Source organism: Fibrobacter succinogenes subsp. succinogenes S85, assembly GCF_000146505.1.
GTDB lineage: Bacteria > Fibrobacterota > Fibrobacteria > Fibrobacterales > Fibrobacteraceae > Fibrobacter > Fibrobacter succinogenes.
This window is the reverse complement of sequence record NC_017448.1, coordinates 2,928,202-2,955,143: the sequence shown is the minus strand read 5'-3', so window position 1 is coordinate 2,955,143 and position 26,942 is coordinate 2,928,202. Positions and strand designations below refer to the sequence as shown.

Here is a 26,942-nt window from a genome sequence, read left to right as displayed (position 1 = left end):
CGGGCCCCTCCCTGCACCCTCCCCATCCTTGGCCGACGCTTTATTCTCTCGACGAACATTTATACATTCATTTAAAAACAATACGACGCAATAACCATAGTTACTTGAAATGTTTACGTAGAAACTTCTAGTAACTACTAACTATTAACTAGTAACTGTGCCGAAGGCACTAAATAACTATTTCTCTATAGTCTTGATTTCGCCCTGGGCGGCGCGATTGGCGTTGTAGGGGTCAATGTGCACGAGCGCATCGACAACGTTTTCGTTCGAATCGATGAGCAACTGTTCGACCTCTTCGGCAACATCATGAGCATCTTTCAGCGTCATCTGGTCATCGACCACGATATGCACGTCCACATGCAGGTCACTCCCGACGTAGCGGGAACGGAGCCCATGCAAACTGATGACCTTCGGGTGCGAAAGCGCCACACTCCGTAACTTGCCCAGGACATCGGGGTTTGCGCCACGGTCTACAAGCTGCCTAAGCCCCGGAGCCGCAATTTCAATCGCTGAATGAATCACGAAAAACGCAACGACAAGCGCACCGACAGAATCCGCAAACCAAAGCTGCGGGAGCAAAATGGCAAAAACGACCGCCACAAGCACAGGAATTGAGCTAAAAGAGTCGCTACGGTGGTGCCAAGCGTTCGCTTCGAGCACCTGACTGCGGATTTTTCGCCCCGCATTTCGCGTATAGCGGAATAGAATTTCCTTTACGATAATGGAGGCAAGCGCCATCACGGCAACGGACGTTTCCGGGTGCGATGCCTCACCCGCCAAAAGCGCAAGGACCGCCTTATACCCAATGCCAATACCCACGGCAGCAACGGCAAGGCCAATGCCAATCGTAATAAGCGTTTCAAATCGGCGGTGTCCGTAAGGGTGCTCGGCATCCGGTGGCGAGTTCCAAAAATGACTGCCGACAATCACGGCGACATCAGTCACAAAATCAGACGCACTGTGGATAGCATCCGCAACGAGCGCCTGGGAGTTCCCCACCACGCCAACAACAAACTTGGCAACAGAAAGCGCGGCGTTCCAGCCTAGCCCCACCCAAGTCACTTTGCGGACTTCTGAACTATCGTCTTTTTTGCGTACACGAGTCATGACCTTTAAGCTAGAAAATTTGCAACCTTACGTGCTCCCAAATCATCAAAATAGATGTAATAAAAAAACAATGTTACTATTTTTCTAATGCTTATGAAAAAACTCTTGAAAATCATCATCGTCATCGCCGTTTTGGCAGGGGTTGCCCTCGGCGTCAAGTCTATATTCTTTGACGGGAACACCACAAGCCAGGTTGGCGCCCTCATCAGCTCCAAGGTCGTCACGGATACCATCAAGACTACAATCTCGGCAACGGGTTCGTTAGAGCCGGTGGACCAGGTGGAAGTCGGTACGCAGGTTTCTGGCGACATCGCCAAGATCAACGTTGATTTCAATTCCAAGGTCAAGAAGGGACAAGTCATTGCCGAACTCGACAAGTCTAAGTTACAGTCGACCTTGAAGCAGGCGACCATCTCTTACAAGAGTGCCGAAAACGACCTGAATTACAAACAAAGCACGTACGACCGCATCAAGAAGCTCGCCGCAAGCAAGAGCGCAAGTGCAGTCGAACTGGAGCAGGCTGAATACAACTTAAATGCAGCCAAGCTCTCTTTGGAACAGCGCAAGAACGAAGTCGCCCAGGCTCGATTGAACTTGAGCTACGCGACCATCAAGAGCCCGATTGACGGCGTTGTGCTGAAACGCGCAGTGGATGTCGGTCAGACCGTTGCAGCCTCCATGAGCACGCCGACGTTGTTCGTGATTGCAAAAGATTTGAGCCAGATGAAAGTCATGGCCGATGTAGACGAAGCAGACATCGGACAAGTTAAACAAGGTCAGCGAGTGACGTTTACTGTTGACGCATTCCAGAACGATACATTCCACGGCACCGTGCAAGAAGTCCGCCTAAACCCGACGACCACAAGCAACGTGGTAACTTACACCGTCGTGATTACCGCCGAGAACCCGGAACAGAAGCTCTTGCCGGGCATGACCGCCACCTGCACGATTGTCACTCAAGAAATTACGGACGCTATTACGATTCCGGTCAAGGCGCTCAAGTTTACGCCTGCCGCTGGAACTCCGATGATGGATCCGAAGGATATGCCACGCCCAGAACGTCCGAAGACTGCCGAAGCTGGCGACAACTTCCCGCCCCCGCCTCCTGGCATGGGACCGGGCGGTGCTCCAAGCACAGGCGCCAAGAAAAAGCACAAGAAGCCCAAGCTTGAAGGCGACCACGTGTGGATTAACATCAACGGCAAGGCCGCTCCGCGTCGCGTGAAGATAGGTCTTAGCGATGGCGTGAACGTCCAGATTCTCAAGGGTCTGAGCGTCGGCGATTCCGTGGTCACAAGTCAAGAAACGGTTTCAGCAAAGGGTTCAAGCGAACCAAACGCCAAAAGCCCCTTCATGCCGCAGAGACCCGGAAAAAAGAAAAAATAGTGATTAATTTAAAACGTACTTAAAATAAGCGTCCAAGAGTGCTGAGCCCCAGAGGTAAATAACTGGGGCTGCAATGGCGAGGAACGGTCCGAAAGGAATTTGCCCGGCTTCCTCGCTATTCTTGTTTTTGGCCGCTTTTTTTGCGGCAAGCATCCCGTACGGAACCATCACCACAATGCCAAGCAGGGCTGCAACCAAGAGAGTTTCTACAGCGCCAGTCACATCCATAAGCGCTCCATAGCCCGCCAAGAGCTTGACATCGCCAAAACCCATTGCGTCTTTCTTGAGCACCTTAGTGGCAATCCAGCCGAGCAGATAAAGCCCGCCGCCCGCAACAACGGCACCAATCAAGCTCTGGAGAGGCGTCACGCCACCCGGCACGAGTGAAATCAAAAGACCAGCAACAATCCCGCCAACCGAGATAGAATCGGGAATCAGCTTGTACTTGCAATCAACGGCACAAACGGGGTAAGCGCCAAGCAAAAGCCAGAACATCGCAGCAGCATCCGCCCAAACCTCAGGCGACAAGACCGGTCGAGAAAAATCCGTCCCGAAGCCCGCAGCCGCATAAAGCGCAAGTGCGCCAAGCAAACCGCAAAGGCTCTCGCCAATCGGGTAAATCACGCTAATAGGCTGTTTGCAGCAAGCACTCTTGCCACGCAGCCAAAGCCACCCCACAATAGGCAAATTGTAGCGAATAGGGATCCTCTTTTTGCAAAGCGGGCAGTGCGAAGGCGGATTAATCAAGGAAATTCCGCGCGGCATACGGTAAACAATGACGTTATAGAAACTCCCGACGCAGGCGCCGAGGCCAAAAAATACGATTAACCAGTACCAAAGTGGAATTTCTTGCATAAAATCCTCGTCTTTTTCGGAATATAATTATAATTTAGTTAAACATTTATCAAATACTTGGAGACCCCATAATGAATATTGAAATTGCCGCAATCTGTGACGCCGCCACCGCTAACGATGTGGGCGGCCGCATGAACATCCTTGGTGCTTTTGACCGCATTTTCGCAAAGTTTCCACTTGTGATTCCGCAGTGTTCCGCAGCATTCCGTTTACGCTACCAGCGCGCCGAAGCAGGCACGCACCAGTTGAGCCTTTCTATCGAAGACGTTGTTGGACACCCGATTGTTCCGCCGATGCAGTCTGAAATTGAACTCCAGCCGGTTGCACAGGGCTTTGATACTGCCGCTGTCAACATGATTTTGAACATGCAGCGTTTGCAGTTCGTGCGCCCGGACAAGTACATTGTGCGCCTCGTTGCAGACAACGAAGAACTTGCAGCACTCCCGCTTTACGTACTCGAAGACCCGCGCTTGGCACAGCAGAATCAGCAACCGCCGCAGACTGACGGCGTTGACGGTCGAGCTTAGCGTCTTCTACCCAAAGGGCATAACTCAACTACAGAACTAAAGTTCTAAGTTTCGTATAGCCGCAGTAGGCAGTAGACAGTAAGAAGTGGTTAGTATTACTTCTAAAATGCGCTGGGTATCAAAGCCCGGCGTTTTTTCTATTTTAAGAACATGAAGTTCGCCTTTTTGACACGTTATTCCGCAAAGATTGCAAGCCTCACAAGGCAGGCACGACTCGCAGCCAAATTCGTCGGGATTGCAGGGATTGCCGCAAGCCTTACCGCCTGTAGCGGCATCAACGACAGCTGGGAAGTCAAAGGCGGCGGATTCCTCAAGTACAGCATCAACGGGCAGAACGAAATTACGCAGGAACTCGGCAGAGACGATGTTGAAATCCCTTATGTCCGAAACCAGCACCATTACCTGCTCATCAAGATTCCCATGGGGAGCAGCGAGCGCCATGACCAGCTGCAAATCATGGTGAACGAGCCCAAACTCGGCGAAAACAACGTCGTAAAAGACTACACTTGGATTCAGGTCGAAGGCACTCCCAGAGCGCGCCTCACTGGCGACAGCAACTACGTCAGCATAGACCAGAAAGATAAAGCCAAGTGGACAGCGACCGTCAACTTGCATTTTGAGGACTGCCGACAAGGACAGTGCTACACAGACATTTCCCCAATTCTCCTGAAAGGCAGAATGCACTACTGGATTGCCGAAGACGACCAGTAAAAAGCACATGCCACGCAAGCGATTTAATTTTTTTTGAAATTTATCGCCCACTACCCTTGACAAGCGCTCAATCTTTTTCTAATATTGGGCTACCTTAATGGTCGATTAGCTCAGTTGGTTAGAGCGCTACCTTGACATGGTAGAGGTCACAGATTCGAGTTCTGTATCGACCACTGAAAAATCCTCGCTGAAAAGCGAGGATTTTTTTATTGCATAGATTTTATTGAAAAGAGAAAGCCCGCCAAAGCGGGCTAGAATCTTACTTCTTCCAGTTGTCGTCGTAGTCAGCGCCGTAGCGTTCAGCCTTCAGCATACCAACGCATTTAGCATTTGTTACGTTATTGACCAAATCATTCGGCGTTATAAACATGGACTGTTGTTCTCTTGCAATCTTCATCATTTCGGAGAACGAAACACGGTCGCCCTTAAAGAACGTTGCCAAGGCAGAGATAACATCCTTAATGGCTTCAATGATGTCGATAACCGTGGAAAATTGTTCTGGAGTCATTGTCGGAATCTTGTCGGAGATTTTAGACAAAAGAATCTTCTTCAAATCGGCCAAGATTTCTTCTTTAGAACGGAGCTTCTTCGGAGCCACGGACTTTCTAAGCTTGAAGTTCTTCTTGCATTCTTCTTCATGCGTTTCGACGTAATTGGCATACATATCGAAAAGCGTGACCGACTTAGACTTTGACTTGCGGCCGATAAGAGGATGGTCCTTAAAGCCAACGTCAGCATCCTTGAGTTTGAGCTTGAGTGCCGGATTTTTCTTGGAAGCATCCAGATAGCACTGGTAAACATAAGAAGAGCACACCATCGTATGCTTGCCAGGCGTTTTTTCCTTTTCAATAATCGTCTTAAGTTCTGCGGCTACCAAGCACAAGAATTCTACAACAACGCGAGAGAGAAGCTGATTTGTCACCTGATGCTTGAAAATAAGAATCAAGCCCAAAAGAATCAAGTCGGAATACGGATACGGAAGATCCTGAAGCACATAATCCTTGGCAATCGGCACAACGGGTTCAACACCATTTTTACCCGCCTTGTTATGGCGCATCACATAAGCTTCACGAGAATCTGTATTGTCTTTCATTCGACGAGCATGGATGCCATCGCCACCGGCTTCAGCAAGGACGTTATCCAGATTCTGAACAAAGATTGCGCCATGCGACACATCGGAACCCGTAAATTTCATGATAAGTTTACTGATATCATCATTAGGATCTCCCTTAAACGCCAAGATATCGCCTGGGAGCAAGTCATTTACAGAAATTTTTCCAGCTTTTTTCAATTTTGTAGCCATTTTTATCTTTCCTTTTGTTTAGGTTGTTCAATAATTTACTTACAAAAGCGTTACAATGCAATAACCCATTTGGGCTATTTAGCCCCACCCTTTAGGATTATACAAACAACTTAGAAAGATAATCTGTTATTCAAACCACCGATATTTGTGAACGACTTTTTACAAACAGATGAAGTGAATACAAAAAAAGCCCGGGATAATCCCGAGCGATTTTCGTAGATGGCGCCCCCGTCCCGGAATAAATCCGGGATGACAAGACGGGGTGACATTTTCAATTACTTAGCGGTAGAATCAACCACAACCTTAGCGGCAGAGTCAGCCGGAATGGCAACAGCAGCGCTATCAGCAGCCGGTTCAGCGATCGTTTCAGCCGGAGCAGCAACTTCGGCAGGCTTTGCATAAACAGGTGCGGCAGGTGCCGGGGCGGCAACAGCGGCAGCCGGAGCAGTAGCTTCAGCCGGATCTTCGAAGAAGTTCACCTTGGAAAGGCCGAACATCATGATCCAGGAGAGAACGAGACCACCAATACCCATCACGATACCCGTGATAGCCATGCCACGTGTATCCGTGTAACCCGTTGCATGGGCAAGTGCGTTAGGCGGCGTAGAAATCGGGAGGCACATACCGAGAGAGCTTGCGAAAGCGACAGCGACCATCAAGGAGGTCACGCCACCGAGCGGAGCGAGGTTTTCCTTGCAGCTCACAGCCACGACGATGAAGATCGGGACGAGCAAGCTTGCGGTAGAGGTGTGGCTCATGAAGTTTGCCATGAAGAGGCAGATGAAGCCGCAACCGACCATGAGGACGACCGGAGACCAGGTGTTGAACGGAATAGCGTTGATGAGGTCCTTGGCAAGACCGGTCTGCTGCAAACCGAGACCGAGAGCAAAGCCACCAGCCACGAGCCAGAGAACGTCCCAGCTCATTTCGTTGAGGTCCTTCTTATTAATCACGCCCGTCAAAGCAAACACAGCCATCGGAATCATAGCAATCACGTTGTCGTTAAGACCGTGAACCTTGCTACCCGTCACCCACAAAATCACGCACACAGCAAAGGTAATGTAAACGATAATAGCGCGCGGGCTCTTGTCAAAACCTTCGGCACCTTCGATATCGAGGTTCATTTCCTTCATCTTGATCGGATAGAGCTTGAGGAGCAAGAACCAAGCAAGAATCATCATAACAATCACATACGGAACACCGAATTCCATCCACTGGCCAAAGGAGATGTTGAAGCCGCTGGACTGGAGAGCACCAAGAGCGATGGCGTTAGGAGGCGTACCGATCGGTGTACCCATACCACCGATGTTAGCACCGAGCGGGATGGCGAGAGCAAAAGCAGCTTTACCGCGGTCATTTTCATCAAAGAGCTTGAGCACCGGGCCGAGGATGGCGAGCATCATAGCAGCAGTAGCGGTGTTGCTCATGAACATGGAGAACACTGCAGTAATAATCATGAGGCCAAGGAGCACCCACTTCGGATCCTTACCAAACGGCTTGAGGAGCACGCGAGCAAGGTTCTTGTCCATGTTGTACTTGCAAGCGGCAGAAGCAAGGAAGAAGCCACCCAAGAAGAGCATGATGATCGGGTTGGCAAATGTTGCCATGATGTCCTTGAACTTGAGCGGTTCAACACCTTCCACGCGGAACGGGATAAGAGCCGAGTTCGAAAGCGTAAGGATCATCAACACGATAACGAACATGGAGGTGGACCAGATCGGGAACGGTTGGAGAATCCAGAAAAGGGCAGCCATCACAAAGATTGCGATGACGCGAATTTCGAGAGGGTTCAACGCGTGGTCACCAACGAAGCCGAGGGCTTCGTACGGGACGAAGAGGGCAGCGATGGCGAGCACCGATGCAATAATGAGTTTGATGAGTTTTGCTTTTGTCATAACGAGCGCAAATTTAGTAATTAAACTTGCGTTCGGCTAGACTGATTTATCGGACCATAATGCGGGTGACGGCACTCTGGCTCCCGACCTTGACCTTCACGAAGTAGACACCCTGCTTGGGCTTTTTCATGGAGACTGCGTTTGAGCCTTCGCGAGCGACAGCCCTGTTCGTTGCAACGACTCGGCCATCGATACCCACAACAGAGACCTTTACATTGGCTCCGGCGAGCTTGGAGGCAGCATCGAAACCGACATTCAGCATGTTAGACATCTGACCGACATGCAAACCCTTGAGCAGATTCTTCGCCACATTAGCAGCTACTGCACTCTTGGTCACTCGGACAGAGACGTTTTTCGCCTTCGACGAGAGCTTGACATCCATCGGGCTATCCTTCACGACTTCGACAGTCTCGTTATCGACCGTTGCATAGACGCGCAAGCCCTTCGACCAGACACTTTCAAGGCCTTCAAAGCTCAAATGCCCTTCACGAGAAGTCGTTGCACTCACTTCAAGATCCCATTCAAGGTCGTCAGCGTTCTTTTTCACGCTCTTGACCAGGCGCTTTTTGCCATCCATAATGGAAAGGTTCACGCGGTCACCCATGCCTGCAGGAGGTTCACCCAAAGTCGAAGCAGTCTTCCCAGCTGCAAGTTCGTTCCAGGAGTCGCGTTTGCCATTATTGTCAGCCAAGACAACACGGAGATTCCACTCTTCAGCAGCCACGCTCTTGTTCAGGGACTTCTTTTCTTCTTCGAGAACAATTGCGGCCTTCAGCGGAATGCGATACGTCATAGATTTTTCCGTACGAACCCAGATGGCTTCGTATGGTCCAAGCGTATCCGGTTCTTTGTAAGAGCAAACTTCAGGATCCCATTTGTAGAACTGAAGGCCCTTTTCTTTCGGCAAGGTCACATACCAGCCAAACGGATTTGCCACGAGATTCCAACCAGAATACTTGTTTTCCAGTTTCCAGACAATTTCGTCCTTCATGTCTGGCGTTTCAAGGCTCATCACCAGCGGTTCGTTATCAATCGGGCCATACCAGTAACCGCGAGTGGAATCGAACTTGTCGTTCACGCTGAACTTGCGGTATTGCCAGTAATCGCCAACCGGATTCGATTCATCCCACCAGTAGACAGAAGTCTCAGATTCGACGTCACCCTCAGCTTTGTCACGATGGCGAGCAAAAAACGCTTCTAGATCAGACATGCATTCGTCGCCCTTTTCGCGGCAGAAGGCGGACAGAGAAAGCGTCTGCCAGGAATGGGAAGCGACTTCGCGGCTTTCCATAGACGTGAAAGTCTTTGGGACAGGAATGGAATCAACGCCATCCGTAATCGTGAAGGTCACAGTATATCTGCCAGCAGGAGCCGGGTCAAGGCGCCATGTTCCGTTCTTAACGTCACTCACCGCTTTCCCGTTGACCGTGGTATCAAGGTAGATACCATTCTTTGAAACTACCTGGATGTGAATATTGACATTTTCAGAGGCATTTGCAAGCTGGCTACCAAATTCCATACGGAGGGCATTGCCGTCCTGCGTTGCCATCGGCTCGGCAATTTCGAGCAGATACTTTTTGTGTTCTGCAATACTAGAGCTTGATTCGTCATTGACGGAGCTACTGGAGTTCAACGTTGCAGAAGAACTGCTAGACTTATCTTCGCTCGAGCTGCTGGAGTCATTTCCGGCGCTGCTACTAGATGCGTTGCCGTTACCAGCGCTAGAAGAATTGCCGCCATTGCCCGCACTCGAAGAACTCGAGGATTCCGAAGTATTTCCGCTGCTAGAACTGCTGGAATTTCCGCAAGCTTTAGTCTTCACCTTGACGGTCAGATCAGACTTTACATTTGTATAAGTTCCGTCCCAGCTATCGAAGCACTTGCCTTCGGGCAATTCTAGATCTGTAGGAGCGGTTGCATCTTTGTTGTATTCAACAGTCTGCGTCTTAAAGACCTTTGTTCCGGCTTCATCTGTAAATTTAACCGTATAGGTGCAAGGAGCCGTTTTGGCCTTAATGGTCAAATCAGACTTTACACTTGTATAAGTTCCGTCCCAGCTATCGAAGCACTGGCCTTCGGGCAATTCTAGATCCGTAGGAGCCGTTGCATTTTTGTTGTATTCAACAGTCTGCGTCTTAAAAACCATTATTCCGGCTTCATCTGTAAATTTAACCGTATAGGTGCAAGGAGCAGTTTTGGCCTTAATGGTCAAATCAGACTTTACACTTGTATAAGTTCCGTCCCAGCTGTCGAAGCACTGGCCTTCGGGCAATTCTAGATCCGTAGGAGCGGTTGCATTTTTGTTGTATTCAATCGTCTGCGTATCAAATATTTTCGTCCCATCTTCATTTGTAAACACAACTGTATACGTGCAAACCTTATATTGGGCAAGAATATCTACCGCAGCCATGATGTGAGTATAGTCTTCGCTCCACTTGTCAAAGCACTTGCCATCCTTCGGCGCAGGAGTTGCAGGAGCCACGGCGGCATCACCCACTTTCACATTCTGGACATCAACAACTTTATCACCAATTTTGACTGATAGAACAGCATCTCCATCCTTGAACACTACAGGAACCGTTGAGACAATCTGCTCCGTCGATGGAGTTCCAAAGAACGGCAATCCCCCCGCATCATTAGAATAGGCCCACACCATATCTTCGGATTCAGTCCAGAGGCTGTTCAGGAACGCCGCAAAATTTGACGATTCCATATAGTCTTTAGAGACATAGCCGTTATTTTTAGCCGTCAATTCCGTTTTTGCACCATTGCGCACATTATTTGTAGCGGTGAATTCGCCAAAATTGCCCTCTGTAAAGTTCTTAACACTGGAACCATCCGCATCACCAATAGCAGCAACGTTATCTACACCATAATGGAAATTCGAAATAAGTATGGATTCTTTTTGTCCTTGAATTCCCGGGATTTCGCCAAACAAGTAACCCACTTTATTTTTGGGAGCTTCTTCATCAGCTTTTTCAACGGCAAACCCATCAGAAATGTTACCATTCGAATAGGTATTCTTTACAGTTATTGCTTCTGCAGCCCTTGATTTACCGACAAGACCACCTAGGCTAAAGGCCTTTTTCTCAAAAGATCCGTTAGCACCATCTAGTTTGTTAAAATGTCCCTTGACCGAACTTTGTACAATTTCGCCAATCAGGGAACAATCTCCGCAGAGGCCACCCACAGAGGCATAACTATCATATCCAGGAGTACCATAAGCTTCATAGTCCAAAAGAATTGATTTTTTTGAACTTCTCGGCCCAACCTGAACATCCTTAAACGAAATCTTTGAATTACCACTGCTAACCAAAGGGAATTTACCGATAACTCCACCCACATAGGAGTCAACACCATCATCGACAACCTTGATGTAGTTTGTAGTACGCAAGCCTTTTACCACCGCCGACGAATTATACGTATTCACAGTACCAAACGCACCGCCAATATAAACCTTCTCCGAAGCTTCGGCTATTTTAGTATTCGTTTTCTTTACATCGTAAGTAACGCCAACGCTTATTTCGTTCTCAGCCACAGCATCTTCGTTTCCGGCAATAACAGCAGCACCCACAAGGCCACCAATCGAAGCCGATACATGAACTTCAGCGGTCGACGCAATGTCGGGTTCCTTAGCACTCAGATTAATTGAACCTGTAGCCTTCGATTTTGTAAGAGTCAAATACAAATCAGTCGATGACGAATTATTCACATGGTCACACCCAGCGTAACCGGCAATGCCTCCAATATAATACTGATAAATTCCATTATTCTTTACGGCTTCTGTTATCTCGAAATCCGTTACAGAAGCGTTCGATATTTCAAGCTTTCCACTATTGCATATATCACCGTTCCCTATAAGGCCGCCAAGATAAGTCGCTTTAGGCAAAGTCATTTTGAATATGCTTTGCGAAGCTTTCAGATTTTCGACCTTTGCCTCCTGGATAATCAAACTTGATTTAGGGTAGTTATTCGAATCAATTCGCTTAACTTCGCCAAGCAAGCCACCCATTGATATACCACCAGCAACAACAGGCCCCGTCGCGGTGTTGGGTCCCTTGATAGAAATCTTATTGATTTTAAATTCTTTGTAGTCTTCATAGTTCTGGTTACCCTTGGTGACATACAAGCCCACAAGGCCACCCACGCTCGACAAGTCAACAGCAGCCTTGTTTCGGACATCGACCTGCAAATTGATGTTGTCAAAAGAGGTTTGGTAAGTAACACCGGCAAGACCGCCAACAAGGGCCTTATACCCATTAGTATATGAAATACCACAACCTTCACATTCTCCGACATAGCCATCGATCACTTGGATTTCATTTGAAACTTTTACTACGTTATTAGTTCCATACGCATAAAAGTTCGAGATCAACGATTCCTCAATGACACCGGCAAGACCACCGGCGAGCGGCCCCTGGATGACCACATTATTCAAATCAACGCCATTCACTTCGCTCTTATAAATTTTTCCGGCAAGCGCCCCAACAGGGTAATACTTAGTTCCCAAGTCAGAAGGGTTCAACGTCGAAGTCACAAATTGCACATCTGAAAAAGCCACGTTCTTAACGATAGCATTAGAAATCTCCTTAAACAAGCCTACCGAGGAACCCGTCTGGTCATCGATGGTCTTGCAGAGATTTGAAATAATATAGCCGCTACCATCAAATACCTTTCCTGTAAAATCAGGCGCGAAATGATCTTCTACACAGACCCCGGCTTGAAGCTCATGGAAATCAAGATCGGACGCCAAGACCAAGGTGGATGACTGTTTCATATCGGGATCGGGATTCGTTCTCCATCGAAATCCAAACTTGTTCCCACCAAGATCCATACGAAGTACTTTAACGAAAGCATCCGACACGGGGAAATCAGCCTTCACCTGCGCAAAATTGACGCATTCAACGCCATCCTCATTTACCGATCCGATGGTACATTTTTCATTTTTCTGTTTCAGGTAAAGAGCGTTATCTGCGGCGCTATAGCCAAGATTCAAATACACGGACTTGGCCCAATTCAGCGGGGGTTCCGCAGCAAGTGCAGACATCGGGATGGCCAAACCTAAACCAAGCAGCAGACGTGTTAAATAATTCATTCAAGCCCTCTTTTTTGCGCGCCACAAATAACAGCACACCTCTTACTTGTAAAAATAATTTTTAAGACAACTTTGGCAACCGTCAATGTAAGCAAAAAACATTAATTGTGACACTCAACACGGATATGAAAATTTGCTTACAAATATTTAATTGCTTTGGGGCCTTCGGTTTACTAAATTAGGGGCAACCAACAAGGTGTTTCATAGGAGTTAAAATGATCAAAAAGATTATTCTCTTGGCGGCTGTGATTGTTTCGTCCAGCTTTGCAACATGGGATTATTTCGGCCTGCTTCAGAACAGTCAGGGTTCTTTCAAGGCCGGGCTTTACTACGATACAGACGATGACTGGTCCCAGATGGGCCTCAGAGTCGGCGCCCGTATGAACGTGACTCCGCAATTTGAACTTTCTCTGCAAGGTTTTGGCTACCAGTTCTGGGGCGAAACGGATTGCGACGCCTGCTCTGAAGGCGGCAACGGTCTTCGCGACCTCGTGATTGGCGCACGTTTTGCCTTGGACCCGGAACTTTACCTTTTCCTCGACTTTAACCTCCCAATCGGTAAGGACAAGGTCAAGGGCGTTGGCACGACCGCTCCGAGCAACGGTGAAATGTACCTCTACTTCGGCGCCCAACACCACAACAACATCAACGCTATCAAGGGTGCCGCTTACGGAACCGAAGCAGGTGTTTTCTGGGGTTTTGAACACCACAACCTGGAAAGAGGACTTGAAGTCCGTCTGGGCGGTGAATTTGACTATACCCTCCCCTCCGCTCCGTTGACGCTCTTGGTCGGCGGTCAGTTCTGGATGCGCCTTTTCAAGTCTGAATACTACAACGGCAACAAGGACGTGGACTTGCACGATGACTGGTCCAACCAGTTCAAGTTCTGGTTTGGCGCAACATTCGCCGTCAGCGACAACATGTCTATCAACGGACAGATTATCGCCCGCAGCCAGGATTTGAAGAAAAAGGCCAAGGACAACGGCGTTCAAATCGACATGGAAGGTGACGCACTCGGCTTTACCATGGATTTGGAATTCAAGTTCTAGTCATCTAGTTTAGGCTAATGACATAAAAAAATAAAAGTCTAAAATTCTTAAAAACCAGTCGATTACTCCGGCTGGTTTATTTTTGTTTACATAAATTGTACAAATTTTATAGTTTTTATCTATATTTACTGGAAATTTCTTTCCTATGGAGTAAATATGTTAAAAAAAATCATCATCGGTGCAGCTCTTCTTGCATCCACCAGTTTTGCTACTTTTAGCAACTTTCCCGTCCCGGCAGAAAAGAGAGGCGAAGCCAAGCTAGTCGCAGACTTCATTATTCATGACAAGTGGAAGGGACTTGACTTGAGCGCTAAGGCTCGCTTTGTTCCGGTCCAGAACTTGGAACTCTACCTCAGCCTTCCGTTCCGACCGATTAGCCGCTACGATGGCGAAAGCGACAAGAAAACGGGTATGAAGAACCTGACTCTTGGTGCTCGTTACCAGATTATCCCGACAGTCGCCGCATTCCTTGATGTGACTTTTCCGACCGGTAAGGACAGGATTATTTACCCGGATGACGGTTTCGGATTCTATTTCGGTGGCCAATATTCCCAGGACTTCGGCTCTCTCGCTCTCGGTACAGAAGCAGGCCTCTCCATGTCGACTCAAGGTGATGACAAGGTTAAGAGTCCGATGACCTTGACCCTCAATGCAGAATTGGATCCGAACGTTTCTCCGGTGATTTCTCCGTACTTCGGCGTCACCATGAACATTTTGCTGAACGATGAAAAGTACGACGGTCACAAGCACGTTGAAACAAGCGGTGACATCGGTGTGGACCCGTATGTGGGTGCAAACATCAAGATCAACCAGACGTTCTCCTTTGACTTGTGCGTAACGCTTGGCTTGGGCGATGATGACTACCTCATCTACGTGGGCGGCAACACTAAAAAGTCGCTTACGTTGGAAGCATCTTTCAACGCTACGTTCTAATTAAGATTCTTTATCCATCTATTGAAAAGTCCCGGCGATGCCGGGACTTTTTGCGTTTCAAGATTTGATGAGATGGAGATGCCCGACTGTCATCCCGGACTTGTTCCGGGACGGGCATGACAAGTGCTAAGGAACTGCGCGCGAACGCGCTCTGGATGACGGGATGCGGCAACGAGATGCGCGCGAGTTAGCGGATATCGAACGGCGGGATGGGGAGGCTTTCGCCGGATTTCATCGCCTTGTCGAGTGCAGCGGACTTGACCGGATCCACCCACCAGTAAACAGGGATTGCATCTTCGCGGTTGAACTGGTCGAGAATCTTTTCGGGCGTGCCGTAACGGTTCCAGTAGAGGATGCGGTGGTGGTCGCATTGCCACATGAGCACGTACGGGACAATTTCGGCAAGGCGGTTATCAAGCGCCTTCAAGATTTCATTGCGCTTCGCGAGGTCGAATTCCGTCTTCTGCAAATTGATGAGACTATCGACAACCTTGTCTTGAACACCAGCGAGGTTGTTCGTGCCCTTCTGCATGGCAGTCGTAGAAATCCAGCTAGCTTCCGGGTCGCGGAGACGGCCTGCGCCCCAGTTCACCCAGTAAAGGTCAAAGTCCGCATCGTCCAAGCGCTTGCGGAGCGTGCTCTGGCTCATCTGTTCGATGGTCGCCACAACGCCCACCTTCTTGAGGTCTTCCTGGAAAAGCGTGAGGTGGCGCAAGTCTTCCTGGCTCGTGATGAAGTTAATCGCAAATGGCTTGCCGTCCTTTTCGAGAACGCCTTCCCCATTCACCTTGTAGCCCGCTTCGGCAAAAAGCGCACGGGCCTTTTCGGGGTTGTAGCTGTAAACAGGCGCCGTTGGGTTCTGATTATTCGCCCAAAGATCCGGATAGTAGCTGTTGAGGAGGAAGTACTGGCCGTACATGTACTTTTCGTTCATCGCTTCACGGTTCAAGAGGTACGAAAGTGCGCGACGGACGCGGACATCCTGGAACTGCGGCTTGCGGAGGTTGATCGCCATGCCCTGGAAACCAATCGGTTCCTTGTTGTAGATGCGCTGTTTGACAGCCCAGCCCTTCTGGACGGCATCAAAGTCGGTCTGTTTCATCCAGATGCTGCTCGTATAGATGGCATAGGCGTTAAAGTCCTGCTTCTTGAAAGCTTCAAGCGCCTTGGTTTGGTCGTTCATGAAACGGTAACGGATTTTCTGGAAGTTGTACTTGCCATGATTCCAGTTCTTCTTGAAGCCCCACCAGTCGCTACGGCGCTGGAGTTCGACAAAACGGTCTTCGCGGAACGTCTTGATAATGTACGGACCAGAGACGACCGGAAATTCGTAACGAATCTTGTTGAAGTCCTTACCACCCCACACGTGCTTCGGGAATGCAAGCATGCCGGCAGCTTCCCAGAAGTTGCCCCAGTGCGATTCCTTCGCGGTCATGCGGACCGTCAGGCTATCCACAACTTCCGGGCGTTCAAAGCGGCTGAGCCCCACCTTGAAAATCGGCGTGAGATTCTTTTCGTCCATGATGACGTCATAGTAGAACTGCACATCTTCAGCGGTGATGGACTTGCCATCGCTCCACTCCGCGCGCGGGTCCACATGGAATGTGAACGTTCTGCCGTCTTCGGAGACATCCCACTTGTCGGCAAGGATGCCAACTTCGCGGTCTTCAGTGGTATGCAGGCTCACGAGCGGTTCAAACATCATGTTCATGAGCTCAGCGGAGAAGCTATTGTAGTCTTCCCACATGTTGAAAGACTTCGGCATGGCGGAGCCCCAAAGCGTGATGGAGCCGCAGGCGCGAGCTTCTTTTGAGGCAATCGGGTCAAACTCGCCTGTTGCCGTAGAATCAAGCGGGAGAATCGGGCAATCCGCTTCGGAAACGGCGGTGCCTTTTTTAGACTTCGCAGCTTGGCCAGATTTGGAATCGCCGGATTCATTGCAGGCGACAAGAGCAAAGGCGAGAGCAGCCGCCATCGGAACGGCAAGTAAAGAGCGGAGGGAGAATGTATTCATGCAAGACAAGATAATAAAATAGCGGCTTCGCCGCAGTTGGCAGAACTTAGTTGGTAGAACTTAGACTTTTTCTAAGCTCTAAGTTCTAAGCTCTAAGTTCTTATCACGGCAATCCGATATGGTGTGCGGGTTGTTTGACTTTGGGTGCGGCGGCTTTTTTAGCATCGGCTTCGGCGGCTTCGGCCTTGAGCGTTTCAAGCGACAAACGGGAGGCTTCCTGTTCAGCCTTCTTCTTGTTCGGGCCTTGACCGCGGGCATACGATTTGCCGTTCACAACCACTTCGACCGTAAACACTTTCTGGTGTTCCGGACCTTCTTCGCCGACAATCACGTACTCCGGAGAGCAGCGCAATTTGCCCTGGCAAAATTCCAGAAGTTCGCTTTTGTAGTTCACAAAGTCGGTTGCACTGATGATTTCTTGCACGCGCGGGAAATGGAACTTGTTCAAAATGGCACGGACTTCTTCGAGACCGCCATCGAGATAGACGGCGCCAAGCACAGCTTCATAGGCATCAGCGAGGATGCTTTCCTTGCCGCGACCGCCCATCTTGGCTTCGGACTTTCCAATTTTCACGTATTCGCTCAAGTCCCATTCCTTGGACGATTGGGCGCAGGCGTGTCCCGAGACTATCGCGCTCTTGCGCTTGGAGAGCTCGCCCTCCGGATCGCTCGGATAAGTCCTGTACAGGAATTCCGTCGTGAGCATGTTGAGGACGGAATCGCCGAGGAACTCCAGGCGCTCGTTGTTGCTTGCGTACGGGACATCCTTGCCAACAAGGAACGAGCGGTGGACGAGTGCATGAGCCAGCAGTTCTGGATCGCGGAATCTGTACCCAAGCTTAGCCTCAAGCCCGTCACCGGACTTCTGGCGAAACCAGAGTTTAAGAATCTTGTGGAGCAAGTTTTGTTCTTCCAACAGAATCTCCTTATGAGTTTTAGACTTACAATTTAAAAAAGGAATTTCACTGGATCCTTCGCTTCGCTCAGGATGACGGTAAAAAAAGAATCCCCGGTGAAACCGGGGACCCAAAGCTCTTTCTTTGCCCAACGGATGCGGGCTAAAGTAAAACTAGATTACTTCTTGTGTGCTTCGAGGAAAGCAACAACGTCAGAAACCTTCTGGAACTTTTCAGCGTCAGAATCGAGGATTTCGACATCGAATTCGTCTTCGAGAGCCATAACGAGTTCAACACGGTCCAAGGAGTCTGCACCGAGGTCATTACCGAATTCAGATTCGGGCTTGACATCTTCAGCCTTGACTTCCAACTTAGCAACGATCACGTCCGTGACCTTCTTGAAAATTTCTTCGTTCATTTTTTTCTCCATGGGAAAAAGTTTTGTCCAAATTTAATAAAATGTTTTTAAGCGTTCAAGCCCCCATCGACACCAATTACCTGTCCGGTAATGTATTTGGCATCGTCGGAGGCCAAAAATGCGACTGCCTTGGCGACATCTTCCGGCTGACCGAGGCGGCCAAGCGGAATCTGGGCGGCATATTTTGCACGAGTTTCTTCACTCATGGCAGCGGTCATGTCCGTATCGATGAATCCCGGAGCGACAGCGTTCACGGTAATACCGCGAGAGCCGAATTCCATGGAGTTGGACTTGGTCATGCCGATCACGCCAGCCTTAGCAGCGGCGTAGTTGGCCTGGCCAGCCTGAGTTCTGATACCGTTCAAGCTTGCAATGTTCACGATGCTGCCTTTGCGGGCGCCCATCATCGTCCTGAGGACGGCTCTGGTGCAGAGGAACGTCGAGCGGAGGTCCGTTGCGATAACGTTATCGAAATCTTCGTCCTTCATGCGAAGTACGAGGCCGTCACGGGTGATGCCAGCGTTGTTCACGAGGCAGTCCACGCCACCCAGTGCGTCGATAGCTTGTTTGAAAGCGTCCTTCACAGAGTCGGAGTTGCTCACATCGCATGCGAACGTGAACGTCTTGACACCGAATTCCTTGGCGATAGCTTCGGCCTGTTCCGGGCAGCCACCACGGGAAATAAGAACAACGTCAGAGCCGCGAGCAGCAAGTTCTCTTGCAATGGCAAGACCGATACCGCGAGATGCGCCAGTCACAATAGACTTCGTAGGCATTATAAATTGACCTCCTGTATGACATTAAGTGTCATGGGTGAATACAAATGATTTAAGCTTAGAATAGCCGTCACACCACCGGTGCCAGACGGTTCGTCCAAAGCATATTATTTGTTATCCAAGATAACAAAAAACGGACCTAGCGTTCACTAGATCCGTCTAATTGCAACTAAAGTCTTAATGCAGACAAAAGCTATGCTTTAGGAGCTTCCTCGGACTTGATTGCAGCGAGGCGAGCGTTAACCTTGTTGGCAACGTCGGCTTCAGCATACTTGGCAGCCACTTCAACAGCCTTTTCGATAGCGAGAGCGTCGGAACGGCCGTGAGCGATGATGCCAATGCCATTGAGGCCAAGCAACAAGGCGCCACCCGTAGCGCGGTAGTCCCACATTTCGGAGAAACGCTTGCCAGCCGGAGTGTCGATTGTGCCGAACATTTCCTGGTGCATTTCGAAGAAGCCTTCCAGGAGCTTGAGCACAACGTTACCCGTATAGCCAGAAGTCGCAACAACGTCGGCCTTACCTGCGATGAGGTCACGACCTTCGATGTTACCCATAAAGTTAACCGGAGCGGACTTGAGGAGCTGGTAAGCTTCCTGGAGAACCGCCGGGCCCTTGTGTTCTTCTTCGCCCATGTTCAAGAGGCCAACCTTCGGATTTTCGATTCCGAGGTAAGCTTCGGCGAATGCAGAACCTGCAATGGCAAAGTCAACGAGAGTGGAAGCACGTTCATCAACGTTTGCACCGCCATCGACCAACACAATGCGGCGATCCTTTGTCGGAAGTGCAACCCCGATAGGCGGACGGGAGAACTCGTCGCAAGTCTTACCGAGGATCATGAGGCAGCTAGCCATCATAGCGCCAGAGTTACCGGCACTGACGGAAGCGTCCACAAGACCTTTCTTCTGCAAGGCAACGCAAGTCACCAAGCCAGAATGCTGCTTCTTCTTGACCACCATGACAGGATGTTCATCCATAGCCACGAGGTCCGGAGCATCAACTACGGAAATCTGATTGCCGGTGTAACCAAGCTTCTCGAGAGAAGCCTTGACCTCGGCCTCCGGTCCGCAGAGAACCACATGAATATTGGGGTTTTTCTTGACTGCGCTAACGGCGCCTTCAATGCAAACACTCGGGGCGTAATCGCCACCCATGGCATCCAGTGCAACTTTGATCACGGATTCCTCCTAGATTAAGCTTCGGCACCCTTCATGTCAACAACTTCCACACCGTTGTAGAAGCCGCAAACCGGGCACACGCGATGCGGACGCTTCACGGAACCGCAATGATCGCAGGTAGCCATAGCCGGCACTTCCATCTTCCAGTGGGTGCGGCGCTTGTCACGACGAGCGGTCGAAGTTTTTCTCTTAGGTACTGCCATTTTTAACTCCTGTTTTCCATTTTGCTCTTAAGAGCTTTGAGTTTTTCCCAGCGGGGGTCGAGCGGCTTTTCAGCATCGGCACCATCGCCAGCTTGATTGTTTGTTACAAAGATAAAATCTTCGTCAGGATTTTTCACGGGCGCAATGGGTTCCTGTAGGGTCACCAGCTGTCGGACGCACTCGGAAACATCTACGAAGTCCTGTGTCTGCGGAATCGTGTAGGCGAAAACATCATCGTCGTCGTCATGAAGTTCCTGTGCAGCGCATGCTCCGCGCTCCACCTCGACAACAATCTCGGTTTCGAACGGACGGTCAAAAAGATCCAGGCTGCGGACACAAGTGAGTGTTTGCACTCCAGAGATAGTACCGGTCACAAGGCACTTGCCGTTGCCTTCGGGGCTAACCAGCACCTCGGCTACCAGATCGCCCTTGAGGTGCAGTTCGTCGAAGATTTCAGGAGCGTCGGCATGGGACCAGACCACTCGTTGGTCTTCGGAATCAGTAAGTTTTTGTGCGATATTTATTCTCAAAGTGGCACAAATGTAGTAAAACGCATAAAAGGGGTCAAGTGGGGATTAGTAGTTAGTAGGCGGTAGACAGTAGGAAGAAGAAAACTGAAAAACATTAGCCGTTGTCTATAGACAACCATTTATAATAATGGTAGATTGTTTTCTTCAAAACAATGGTATTTTTTCAGTATATTGCAATATAGGGGTTGTTTATGGGATATTCTTTTGGTTTTAAGCGAAATTTCGCGGTTTCGGCGCTCTGTTTATCGTTTTGGTGTATAGAAGCAAGCGCCGAGCCGCTCGCGTTTCCTGAAGCGCTGGGATTTGGCGCAAACGTTACGGGTGGCCGCGCAGGCACCGTTTACCATGTAACAAACTTGAACGATGACGGCGCAGGCTCATTCCGCGATGCGGTTAGCCAAGGGAACCGCATTGTCGTTTTTGACGTTGGCGGCATCATCAATATCAAAACTGCCGTTTCGATCAAGTCGAACATCACTATTGCCGGGCAGACAGCCCCAGGCGAGGGGATCGCCATTCACGGCGGAAAACTTTCGACAGGCAAGCAGAGCAATATCATCATCCGTTACTTGCGCATCCGTCCGGGCGAAAATACGGCAAGCACCAAAGACGACGCGCTCAACCTCTACGATGCCAAAAACGTCATTGTGGACCATTGCTCGGTAGAACTTGCTCCGTGGAATAACTTCGGAGGCTCTTCGGACAACGCAGATTACCGTGTCACTGGCATCACTGTGCAGAATTCGCTCATTGCAAACCCGATTGGCCAGCAGTTCGGCGCCCACATCGAATCCATTGACGGTACTTGGGCGTGGTACTACAACGCCTTCGTGAATACGCACAACAGAAACCCGCTCGACAAGATTAACGACATTTTCGTCAACAACATCCTTTACAACTTCGAAGCGGGCTACACGACACACACTAGTGCAAAATTCAAGCACGACATCGTGAACAACTACTTTGTCTATGGTCCTGAAGGTAAAAACGAGTGGTTTCAGGTTGATAAAAACCAAAGCATTTACGCAAGCGGAAACCTAATCGACAAAAACCGCGACGGAGTGCTCAATGGCGGGCCAACAAGCATTTATTACTACCAGGGACCTGGCGAAGAACTGAAAAATCCGTGGAACGAGCTCACGACAAAGGGCCCGATGATGAGTGCGGCAAGCGCCTGGCGCTACGTGACCTCGCAAAGTGGCGTCCTCCCCTACGACGACATTGATTCGCTTATCTGGCACCAGGTCGGCACGCTCGGCAAGGAAGGCGCGCTCGTAAAATCCGTAGGCGCTATGGGCCTCAAAACAAACAACGGCTGGGGTGAAGTCATCGCCGGGAAAGCAGCCACAGATAGCGACAAAGACGGTATGCCGGACTACTTCGAAGAAGCAATGGGCTATGACACCGCAAAAGACGACGCCATGACCAAGGAAAGCGACGGCTACGTCCGCATTGAAAAATACATCAACTGGCTCGGTGCCATGCATGCACAAGTCGAAGGCAACGGAACGCTCGATTTTGACCTGCGTACAATCACTCGCGGGTTCCAGGAAGTAAAACCGTCTTACACCGTATCGGCTGCAGAAAACGGGACCGTGGAACTCGCGGGTGACAGCTATACCGCCCGATTCACACCCGACAAAGACTTCAAAGGACTCGCCTCATTCAAGTACACCGTCAAAGGAAACGACAACACTGAATACACAGGCCGCGTAGAAATACTCGTCGAAAAGTCCGCAAACGCAAGCGAGCCACCGGAACAGCCGCGAGACTCCAGCGAAACGGCTCAAGACTCTAGCAAGACGGCGCAAGATTCCACAACGGCAATTCGAGATGCTTTCCAAGAAGCCCACACATTCCGCAACGTGCCTCAAATGCGCAAGAACACGTTCCACGACCTCAAAGGCCGCCGCTTCGAAAAGCAAATTCCATACAGGATTTTATTTTAACTGTTCTCATCGATCCAAATAATCAAGCACCTCGGCAAACGTCGAGGTGCTTTTTATTGACAAAGTCAATTCTAGGGTGCTTTTTATTGGCAAAGCCAATTTTAGGATTTGATAGAAAGATGAATATTACTTTACCGTTACCGGATAGACAGAATTTCCAATGCGGAGAATGTAGCGACCAGCACGCGGCGCAGTCATCGAGAAATTGCCCGCTTTCGCCACGCCCACACGCAAAGTTTGTCCAAGAACATTGGAGAGCGAATAATGGCTTCCATTCTTAACGCCCGTCGCAACGATATTCAAGCCGTCAGTATTCACGCGAACAAAATTGCGAGCAGCCATTCTCGCCGTCGGGATACTTAAAATGTCCGGGATTTCCATAACCGTGTAATTGGACACATCTTCGACGCACTTGAGACTATCAATCCAGAGATAATCGCCAAACGCAACGTTGGTAACACTAAAGCGGAGCGCCGTCGTCAACTTTGTAGAGAAAATTGTCGGTACATCAGCCTGCCAGCCATTATTGACCATCCAGCCAAAATCCACATAAGCGGTTGTCCATTCCGGAGAATAAGGCATGCCGACAAACGGATAATCCCAAAGTCCCTGACCGAGAATTTCGGTAGACGTATTCCAATCGCTATAGGCTACAAATTGATGGTTCGTACCTTTATAGCGGTAGCTGAACATTTTGCACTTGGAAATATCAAAATTGAAAGTAAAATCGGCATTCACATAAGGTGCATAGTCAAAAGCAGTGCCGACCGTATCAAGCTTGATTTTATCCATCTTGACCATTCCGTTTTCGGAGTTATCTTCGAAACTAGAATTACCGTGGTCACCCTGTTCATCGCTACCGCTCACATCCGTAATAAAGCTCCATTCTCCGGTAGCATCTGTCGATGTCGTCTTGAGAGCAAACGGGAGATCATCGTTAATTTGCGAAGCCCAATCAAGGTTCTTTGTGTAAGTCGTCTTTTGCGGAAGAACGTTCGCCTTGATATAGTTGTCGTCATCATTATCTTCAAGATACGGCTTTTCGACATCCCATTTGGCGGTAGAAAGTTTCTTTTCGTCAACCCATTTCAGGAACGCATCGGCATTCGCCTTGGTCTTGGCATCGTTGATATCTTTTTCAACCCAGCCCCATTCGGTCACGAAAACACTGAGACCCGCAGCAATAGCCTTGTTCGGGCTTGCATTCTGGCTAGTCGATGTTTCATTGATGTTATGCATATTGGCATAAAAATGATGCGTGTAAGCAACATTCTTGTCAACGACGGGATTTGCAACAGCATCGCCAGCCGCAGAAGACCACATCGGTGTCCCTACAACAATTAAGTTATCCGAATATTTACGAATTTCCTGAACGACTGTATCAGCATAAGCCTTGAGGTCATTCCAACTTTCACTCACAGGTTCATTGTAAATTTCAAAAATCACATGTGGGTATTTGCCATAACGCTGAGCCATGATTCCAAAGAATTTCGCGGCATCACTTGCCGTAAAGCAAGCCTTATTATCATTAAATTCGTACTTCGGTTTTACACCCTTGTGAATGCAATTATAATAGCCACCTTCACTGTGCCAGTCCACCAAAACATAAACATCGTTTCTGATAGCCGCCTGTACGACCGTGTCCATTTGTGCGGAATAATATTCAGGACGAGTCTTGTAATTCCCTTGTCCCCAATTTCCAACGGAACCCATTGCAGAGCGAACAAGTTCAACATTCCACTCGCCTACAAGCGAATCAATAAAGGAATTGCCGTAGAACGACATTCCGTTTGGCCAAAAGATACTCCAGGTAAGGCTCATTCCGCGCACCTGAACTTCGGCTCCATCTTTGACGCCTTGCACGCTTCCATAAATGCGGCCTTCGCCAGCGGAATTTTTGCCGGCTTGCAAAGCACCGTATTGACTTACGGGACCTACGCGCGTGGGCTGAATTGTTGCAAATGCGCTACCCACAAAGGCAAACGCACACAAGGCGACAATCGCCATTTTTGACTTTTTCATACTCTCTCCTATACGTGAAAAAGAATTTTAAAAACGCATCCCGAGACTCGGCCACATACTGGGCGAAATACCGTCAAAGCGGATATTGTCAAGGTAAATTTCGGTATCGTCAATAACGAGAATGTTGATTGCATTGACCGCAATAAGTTCTGTATCGAAATCATCTGCCGTAAACGTGAAATGTTCCCATTTTTCCGTAAGCGTCACAAAGTACGATTCGTGATATTCACGTTCGCCTTTATCACTGCGTTTGGCTATCTGCAACGAGATTTTTCCAGAACCTCTGGCATCAAACGAAATTGCAGTCGCCTTACGCAAATCATAGAACGCAAACATTTCTGCCTTATCAAAATCGTCACCAATCGTAAAACCGATAACTCCATAATGCCCCGGAGTTTTCTCATCTATATCAAATGAGACGTGCAAGCTTTTTCCACTTTTGGCGCTATCGCCAGAAACAAAAAGATTTTCACTATCGACACCCGCGCTTGCACGACTTCCGCCACCCTGCAACGAGTCTGTGCAAATAAACCACCAGCCCTGTCCAAAACTTTTTCCGATAAATGTCTGTTTTTTCCAGTTTTCAAAATCTTCGACAACCGTAAAAATGCTATCTGCGAGATTAATGTTGTTCGTTGTCGCACCTTCATTCAATCCGGTTTCCATCTGGTACGAGAACTTTCCAAAATAGCCTTCGACAAAAGCATAATGCACGCCCGCAGGCAAATCATTAAATTCAAAGTTTCCGTTTACATCTGTAACGACGGACTTATCCAAAATGGAAACAGTTGCACCTTCTACTGCAACACCGTTATTCGTTATCGAACCCTTAAGAGTCTCACTTGCCGCAATAGAAAGGGTTTGTTCGGGACTACGTTCGAGATTGACCCAGCGCATTGTAGATAACGAGTCGCCCGAACGCGTTTCCAAAAGCTGGACAGGCGCTTTTTCACCAAGAACAGCGGACCTAATTTCAAGAACACCATTGTTATCCAAAGAATCTTCATACGCCACATGCATGGAGTCTTCGTCCAAAATCCACACACGGGCAAGCGCATTCACCAAAGGTTTCCCATGATTTGTCGCCGTGATAATCCCTGCAATTTCAGTTTCACCAGCATTACTACCCGTGCCGTTTGCGATGTCAGAATTTCCGCTACAGCCAACAATCGAAATACAAAGGATTGCGACAAAAGCCACAACACCCAAAGGGAATACCCAAACCAGTTTTCGAAAAACATTACGGAGGTACATTACTTTACCTCCTTGACTTTGGCGCGGTTCACCAACTGAAACCCTACATGGCAAACACGGTCTGGATTTTTCTCTTCACGAGATAACGCAAGAATTTTTTCGCGAAGTTTCGCAATTTCTTCGCGGACTTTTTCAAAGCTTTCTTTAGACAAGCTGCACGTAACACTCGTAACGCTGCGGTCATCACTAGTGAACAGATCATAAACTTCACTATTCACTTCAAGATTTTTCAGATGGTATTTGCGTAAAATCGTAGAACGCACGCGAGGCGGAGTTGAAACAATAGGCTGTTCCACACGATATACACCATTTTCATCTAACGTAACGAATCCCGATTCCATCAAATAGCGAATACCACTTTCCACCTGAGGAGCGCGAAGCACTGGCGTAAACATGCGTCCAATTTTTTCCGCCGGCATATTTGGCGGAAGCAGAGGGAGCAAGTCGCGCAACACGGGATAGTACCATTTCGAGAAAAACTTGAGCGAAGAATCCTGCAGAGCAAATTCCTGATTGTTCGCACGGACCGCAAGGAGCTTTCGCAACAATTCTTCGCGTACATCTACATTCTTTTCGTTACCGAAGCGCACCAAATCGAGAAAGTAATCCGATTCATTAACAGAAAGCCCCCAAGACTTGGCGATATTTTTCGCATTCGCAATGGACAGCGGGCGCGAGCCATCTAGGATTCGGCTGAAAAACGCAGAACCAGAAACTCCCGCATTTTCTTGAATCGCTCGGAGCGAAAGCCCCTTTGACTGCATTGTTTCCAAAACAGCGCGAATAAAATCGCGGTAATCAAAATACATAAATACACTAATTTTGGAAACATCTATCATATT

General features: G+C 49.0%; 21 protein-coding genes and 1 tRNA gene. 7 read left to right on the top strand and 15 right to left on the bottom strand.

The window, feature by feature from the left end; all coding sequences use genetic code 11:
* Positions 1-177 precede the first annotated feature (177 nt).
* The gene (locus FSU_RS12135) at positions 178-1,107 is read right to left on the bottom strand and encodes a cation diffusion facilitator family transporter (protein WP_014546683.1); all 930 of its coding nucleotides are present in this window, start codon (positions 1,105-1,107) and stop codon (positions 178-180) included.
* 93 nt (positions 1,108-1,200) lie between these two features.
* Between FSU_RS12135 and FSU_RS12130 the strand changes: the two genes are divergently transcribed.
* Entirely contained in the window at positions 1,201-2,493 is a 1,293-nt protein-coding gene (locus FSU_RS12130) for an efflux RND transporter periplasmic adaptor subunit (RefSeq protein WP_041260464.1), read from the top strand.
* A 3-nt stretch (positions 2,494-2,496) separates the two neighbouring features.
* Here the strand turns inward: FSU_RS12130 and FSU_RS12125 are convergent, their stop codons facing one another.
* Positions 2,497-3,348, bottom strand: a complete 852-nt coding sequence (locus FSU_RS12125; protein WP_014546681.1) for a prepilin peptidase — start codon at positions 3,346-3,348, stop codon at positions 2,497-2,499.
* A 71-nt stretch (positions 3,349-3,419) separates the two neighbouring features.
* On the opposite strand from FSU_RS12125, the gene FSU_RS12120 reads away from it, so the two are divergent.
* The 3 genes from FSU_RS12120 (at position 3,420) to FSU_RS12110 (ending at position 4,759) form a co-directional block, all read left to right on the top strand.
* Entirely contained in the window at positions 3,420-3,875 is a 456-nt protein-coding gene (locus FSU_RS12120; protein ID WP_014546680.1) for a DUF6941 family protein, read from the top strand.
* 150 nt (positions 3,876-4,025) lie between these two features.
* On the top strand, positions 4,026-4,586 hold the full coding sequence (locus FSU_RS12115; RefSeq protein ID WP_015732180.1) for a hypothetical protein: 561 nt from the start codon (positions 4,026-4,028) through the stop codon (positions 4,584-4,586).
* 99 nt (positions 4,587-4,685) lie between these two features.
* Positions 4,686-4,759, top strand: a tRNA-Val gene (locus FSU_RS12110).
* Between the two features lie 86 nt (positions 4,760-4,845).
* On the opposite strand, the gene FSU_RS12105 is transcribed toward FSU_RS12110, so the two are convergent.
* The 3 genes from FSU_RS12105 to FSU_RS12095 form a co-directional block, all read right to left on the bottom strand.
* Positions 4,846-5,889, bottom strand: a complete 1,044-nt coding sequence (locus FSU_RS12105) for a hypothetical protein (protein ID WP_014546679.1) — start codon at positions 5,887-5,889, stop codon at positions 4,846-4,848.
* A gap of 275 nt (positions 5,890-6,164) precedes the next feature.
* On the bottom strand, positions 6,165-7,784 hold the full coding sequence (locus tag FSU_RS12100) for an SLC13 family permease (protein WP_014546678.1): 1,620 nt from the start codon (positions 7,782-7,784) through the stop codon (positions 6,165-6,167).
* A 46-nt stretch (positions 7,785-7,830) separates the two neighbouring features.
* Entirely contained in the window at positions 7,831-12,879 is a 5,049-nt protein-coding gene (locus tag FSU_RS12095; protein WP_014546677.1) for a T9SS type A sorting domain-containing protein, read from the bottom strand.
* A gap of 215 nt (positions 12,880-13,094) precedes the next feature.
* Here FSU_RS12095 and FSU_RS12090 point away from each other — a divergent pair, with 215 nt between their 5' ends.
* Positions 13,095-13,928: a hypothetical protein gene (locus FSU_RS12090; RefSeq protein WP_014546676.1), complete on the top strand. Its 834-nt coding sequence runs from the start codon at positions 13,095-13,097 to the stop codon at positions 13,926-13,928.
* 156 nt (positions 13,929-14,084) lie between these two features.
* On the top strand, positions 14,085-14,861 hold the full coding sequence (locus FSU_RS12085; protein ID WP_014546675.1) for a transporter: 777 nt from the start codon (positions 14,085-14,087) through the stop codon (positions 14,859-14,861).
* A gap of 187 nt (positions 14,862-15,048) precedes the next feature.
* Here FSU_RS12085 and FSU_RS12080 read toward each other — a convergent pair whose 3' ends face one another.
* The 7 genes from FSU_RS12080 to FSU_RS12050 form a co-directional block, all read right to left on the bottom strand.
* Entirely contained in the window at positions 15,049-16,875 is a 1,827-nt protein-coding gene (locus tag FSU_RS12080; RefSeq protein WP_014546674.1) for an extracellular solute-binding protein, read from the bottom strand.
* A gap of 103 nt (positions 16,876-16,978) precedes the next feature.
* A complete protein-coding gene (gene rnc, locus FSU_RS12075; RefSeq protein ID WP_014546673.1) occupies positions 16,979-17,791 on the bottom strand; it encodes a ribonuclease III in 813 nt (270 codons plus the stop codon).
* Positions 17,792-17,949: 158 nt separating this feature from the next.
* Positions 17,950-18,189, bottom strand: coding sequence for an acyl carrier protein (gene acpP / locus FSU_RS12070; RefSeq protein WP_014546672.1), 240 nt, complete (start codon positions 18,187-18,189; stop codon positions 17,950-17,952).
* Positions 18,190-18,236: 47 nt separating this feature from the next.
* The gene (gene fabG, locus FSU_RS12065; RefSeq protein WP_014546671.1) at positions 18,237-18,965 is read right to left on the bottom strand and encodes a 3-oxoacyl-[acyl-carrier-protein] reductase; all 729 of its coding nucleotides are present in this window, start codon (positions 18,963-18,965) and stop codon (positions 18,237-18,239) included.
* 193 nt (positions 18,966-19,158) lie between these two features.
* Positions 19,159-20,142 carry a phosphate acyltransferase PlsX gene (gene plsX / locus FSU_RS12060; protein WP_014546670.1) on the bottom strand — a complete coding sequence of 328 codons (984 nt, stop codon included), beginning with the start codon at positions 20,140-20,142 and terminating at the stop codon, positions 19,159-19,161.
* Positions 20,143-20,156: 14 nt separating this feature from the next.
* Positions 20,157-20,345, bottom strand: coding sequence for a 50S ribosomal protein L32 (rpmF, locus tag FSU_RS12055; RefSeq protein ID WP_014546669.1), 189 nt, complete (start codon positions 20,343-20,345; stop codon positions 20,157-20,159).
* A 2-nt stretch (positions 20,346-20,347) separates the two neighbouring features.
* Positions 20,348-20,875 (bottom strand): YceD family protein, encoded by a 528-nt coding sequence (locus tag FSU_RS12050; RefSeq protein ID WP_014546668.1) that lies wholly within the window; start codon positions 20,873-20,875, stop codon positions 20,348-20,350.
* A gap of 191 nt (positions 20,876-21,066) precedes the next feature.
* Between FSU_RS12050 and FSU_RS15955 the strand changes: the two genes are divergently transcribed.
* Entirely contained in the window at positions 21,067-22,824 is a 1,758-nt protein-coding gene (locus tag FSU_RS15955; protein ID WP_015732177.1) for an Ig-like domain-containing protein, read from the top strand.
* 126 nt (positions 22,825-22,950) lie between these two features.
* Here the strand turns inward: FSU_RS15955 and FSU_RS12040 are convergent, their stop codons facing one another.
* From FSU_RS12040 to FSU_RS12030, 3 genes are read right to left on the bottom strand one after another with little or no spacing between them, the layout of a single operon-like run.
* Entirely contained in the window at positions 22,951-24,846 is a 1,896-nt protein-coding gene (locus FSU_RS12040; protein WP_014546666.1) for a glycoside hydrolase family 5 protein, read from the bottom strand.
* A 27-nt stretch (positions 24,847-24,873) separates the two neighbouring features.
* Positions 24,874-26,100, bottom strand: coding sequence for a carboxypeptidase-like regulatory domain-containing protein (locus tag FSU_RS12035; protein ID WP_014546665.1), 1,227 nt, complete (start codon positions 26,098-26,100; stop codon positions 24,874-24,876).
* Complete coding sequence (locus tag FSU_RS12030; RefSeq protein ID WP_157747952.1) at positions 26,100-26,909, bottom strand: TIGR02147 family protein; 810 nt, start codon at positions 26,907-26,909, stop codon at positions 26,100-26,102. Before FSU_RS12030 ends, FSU_RS12035 begins: the two co-directional genes overlap by 1 nt.
* Positions 26,910-26,942: the final 33 nt, after the last annotated feature.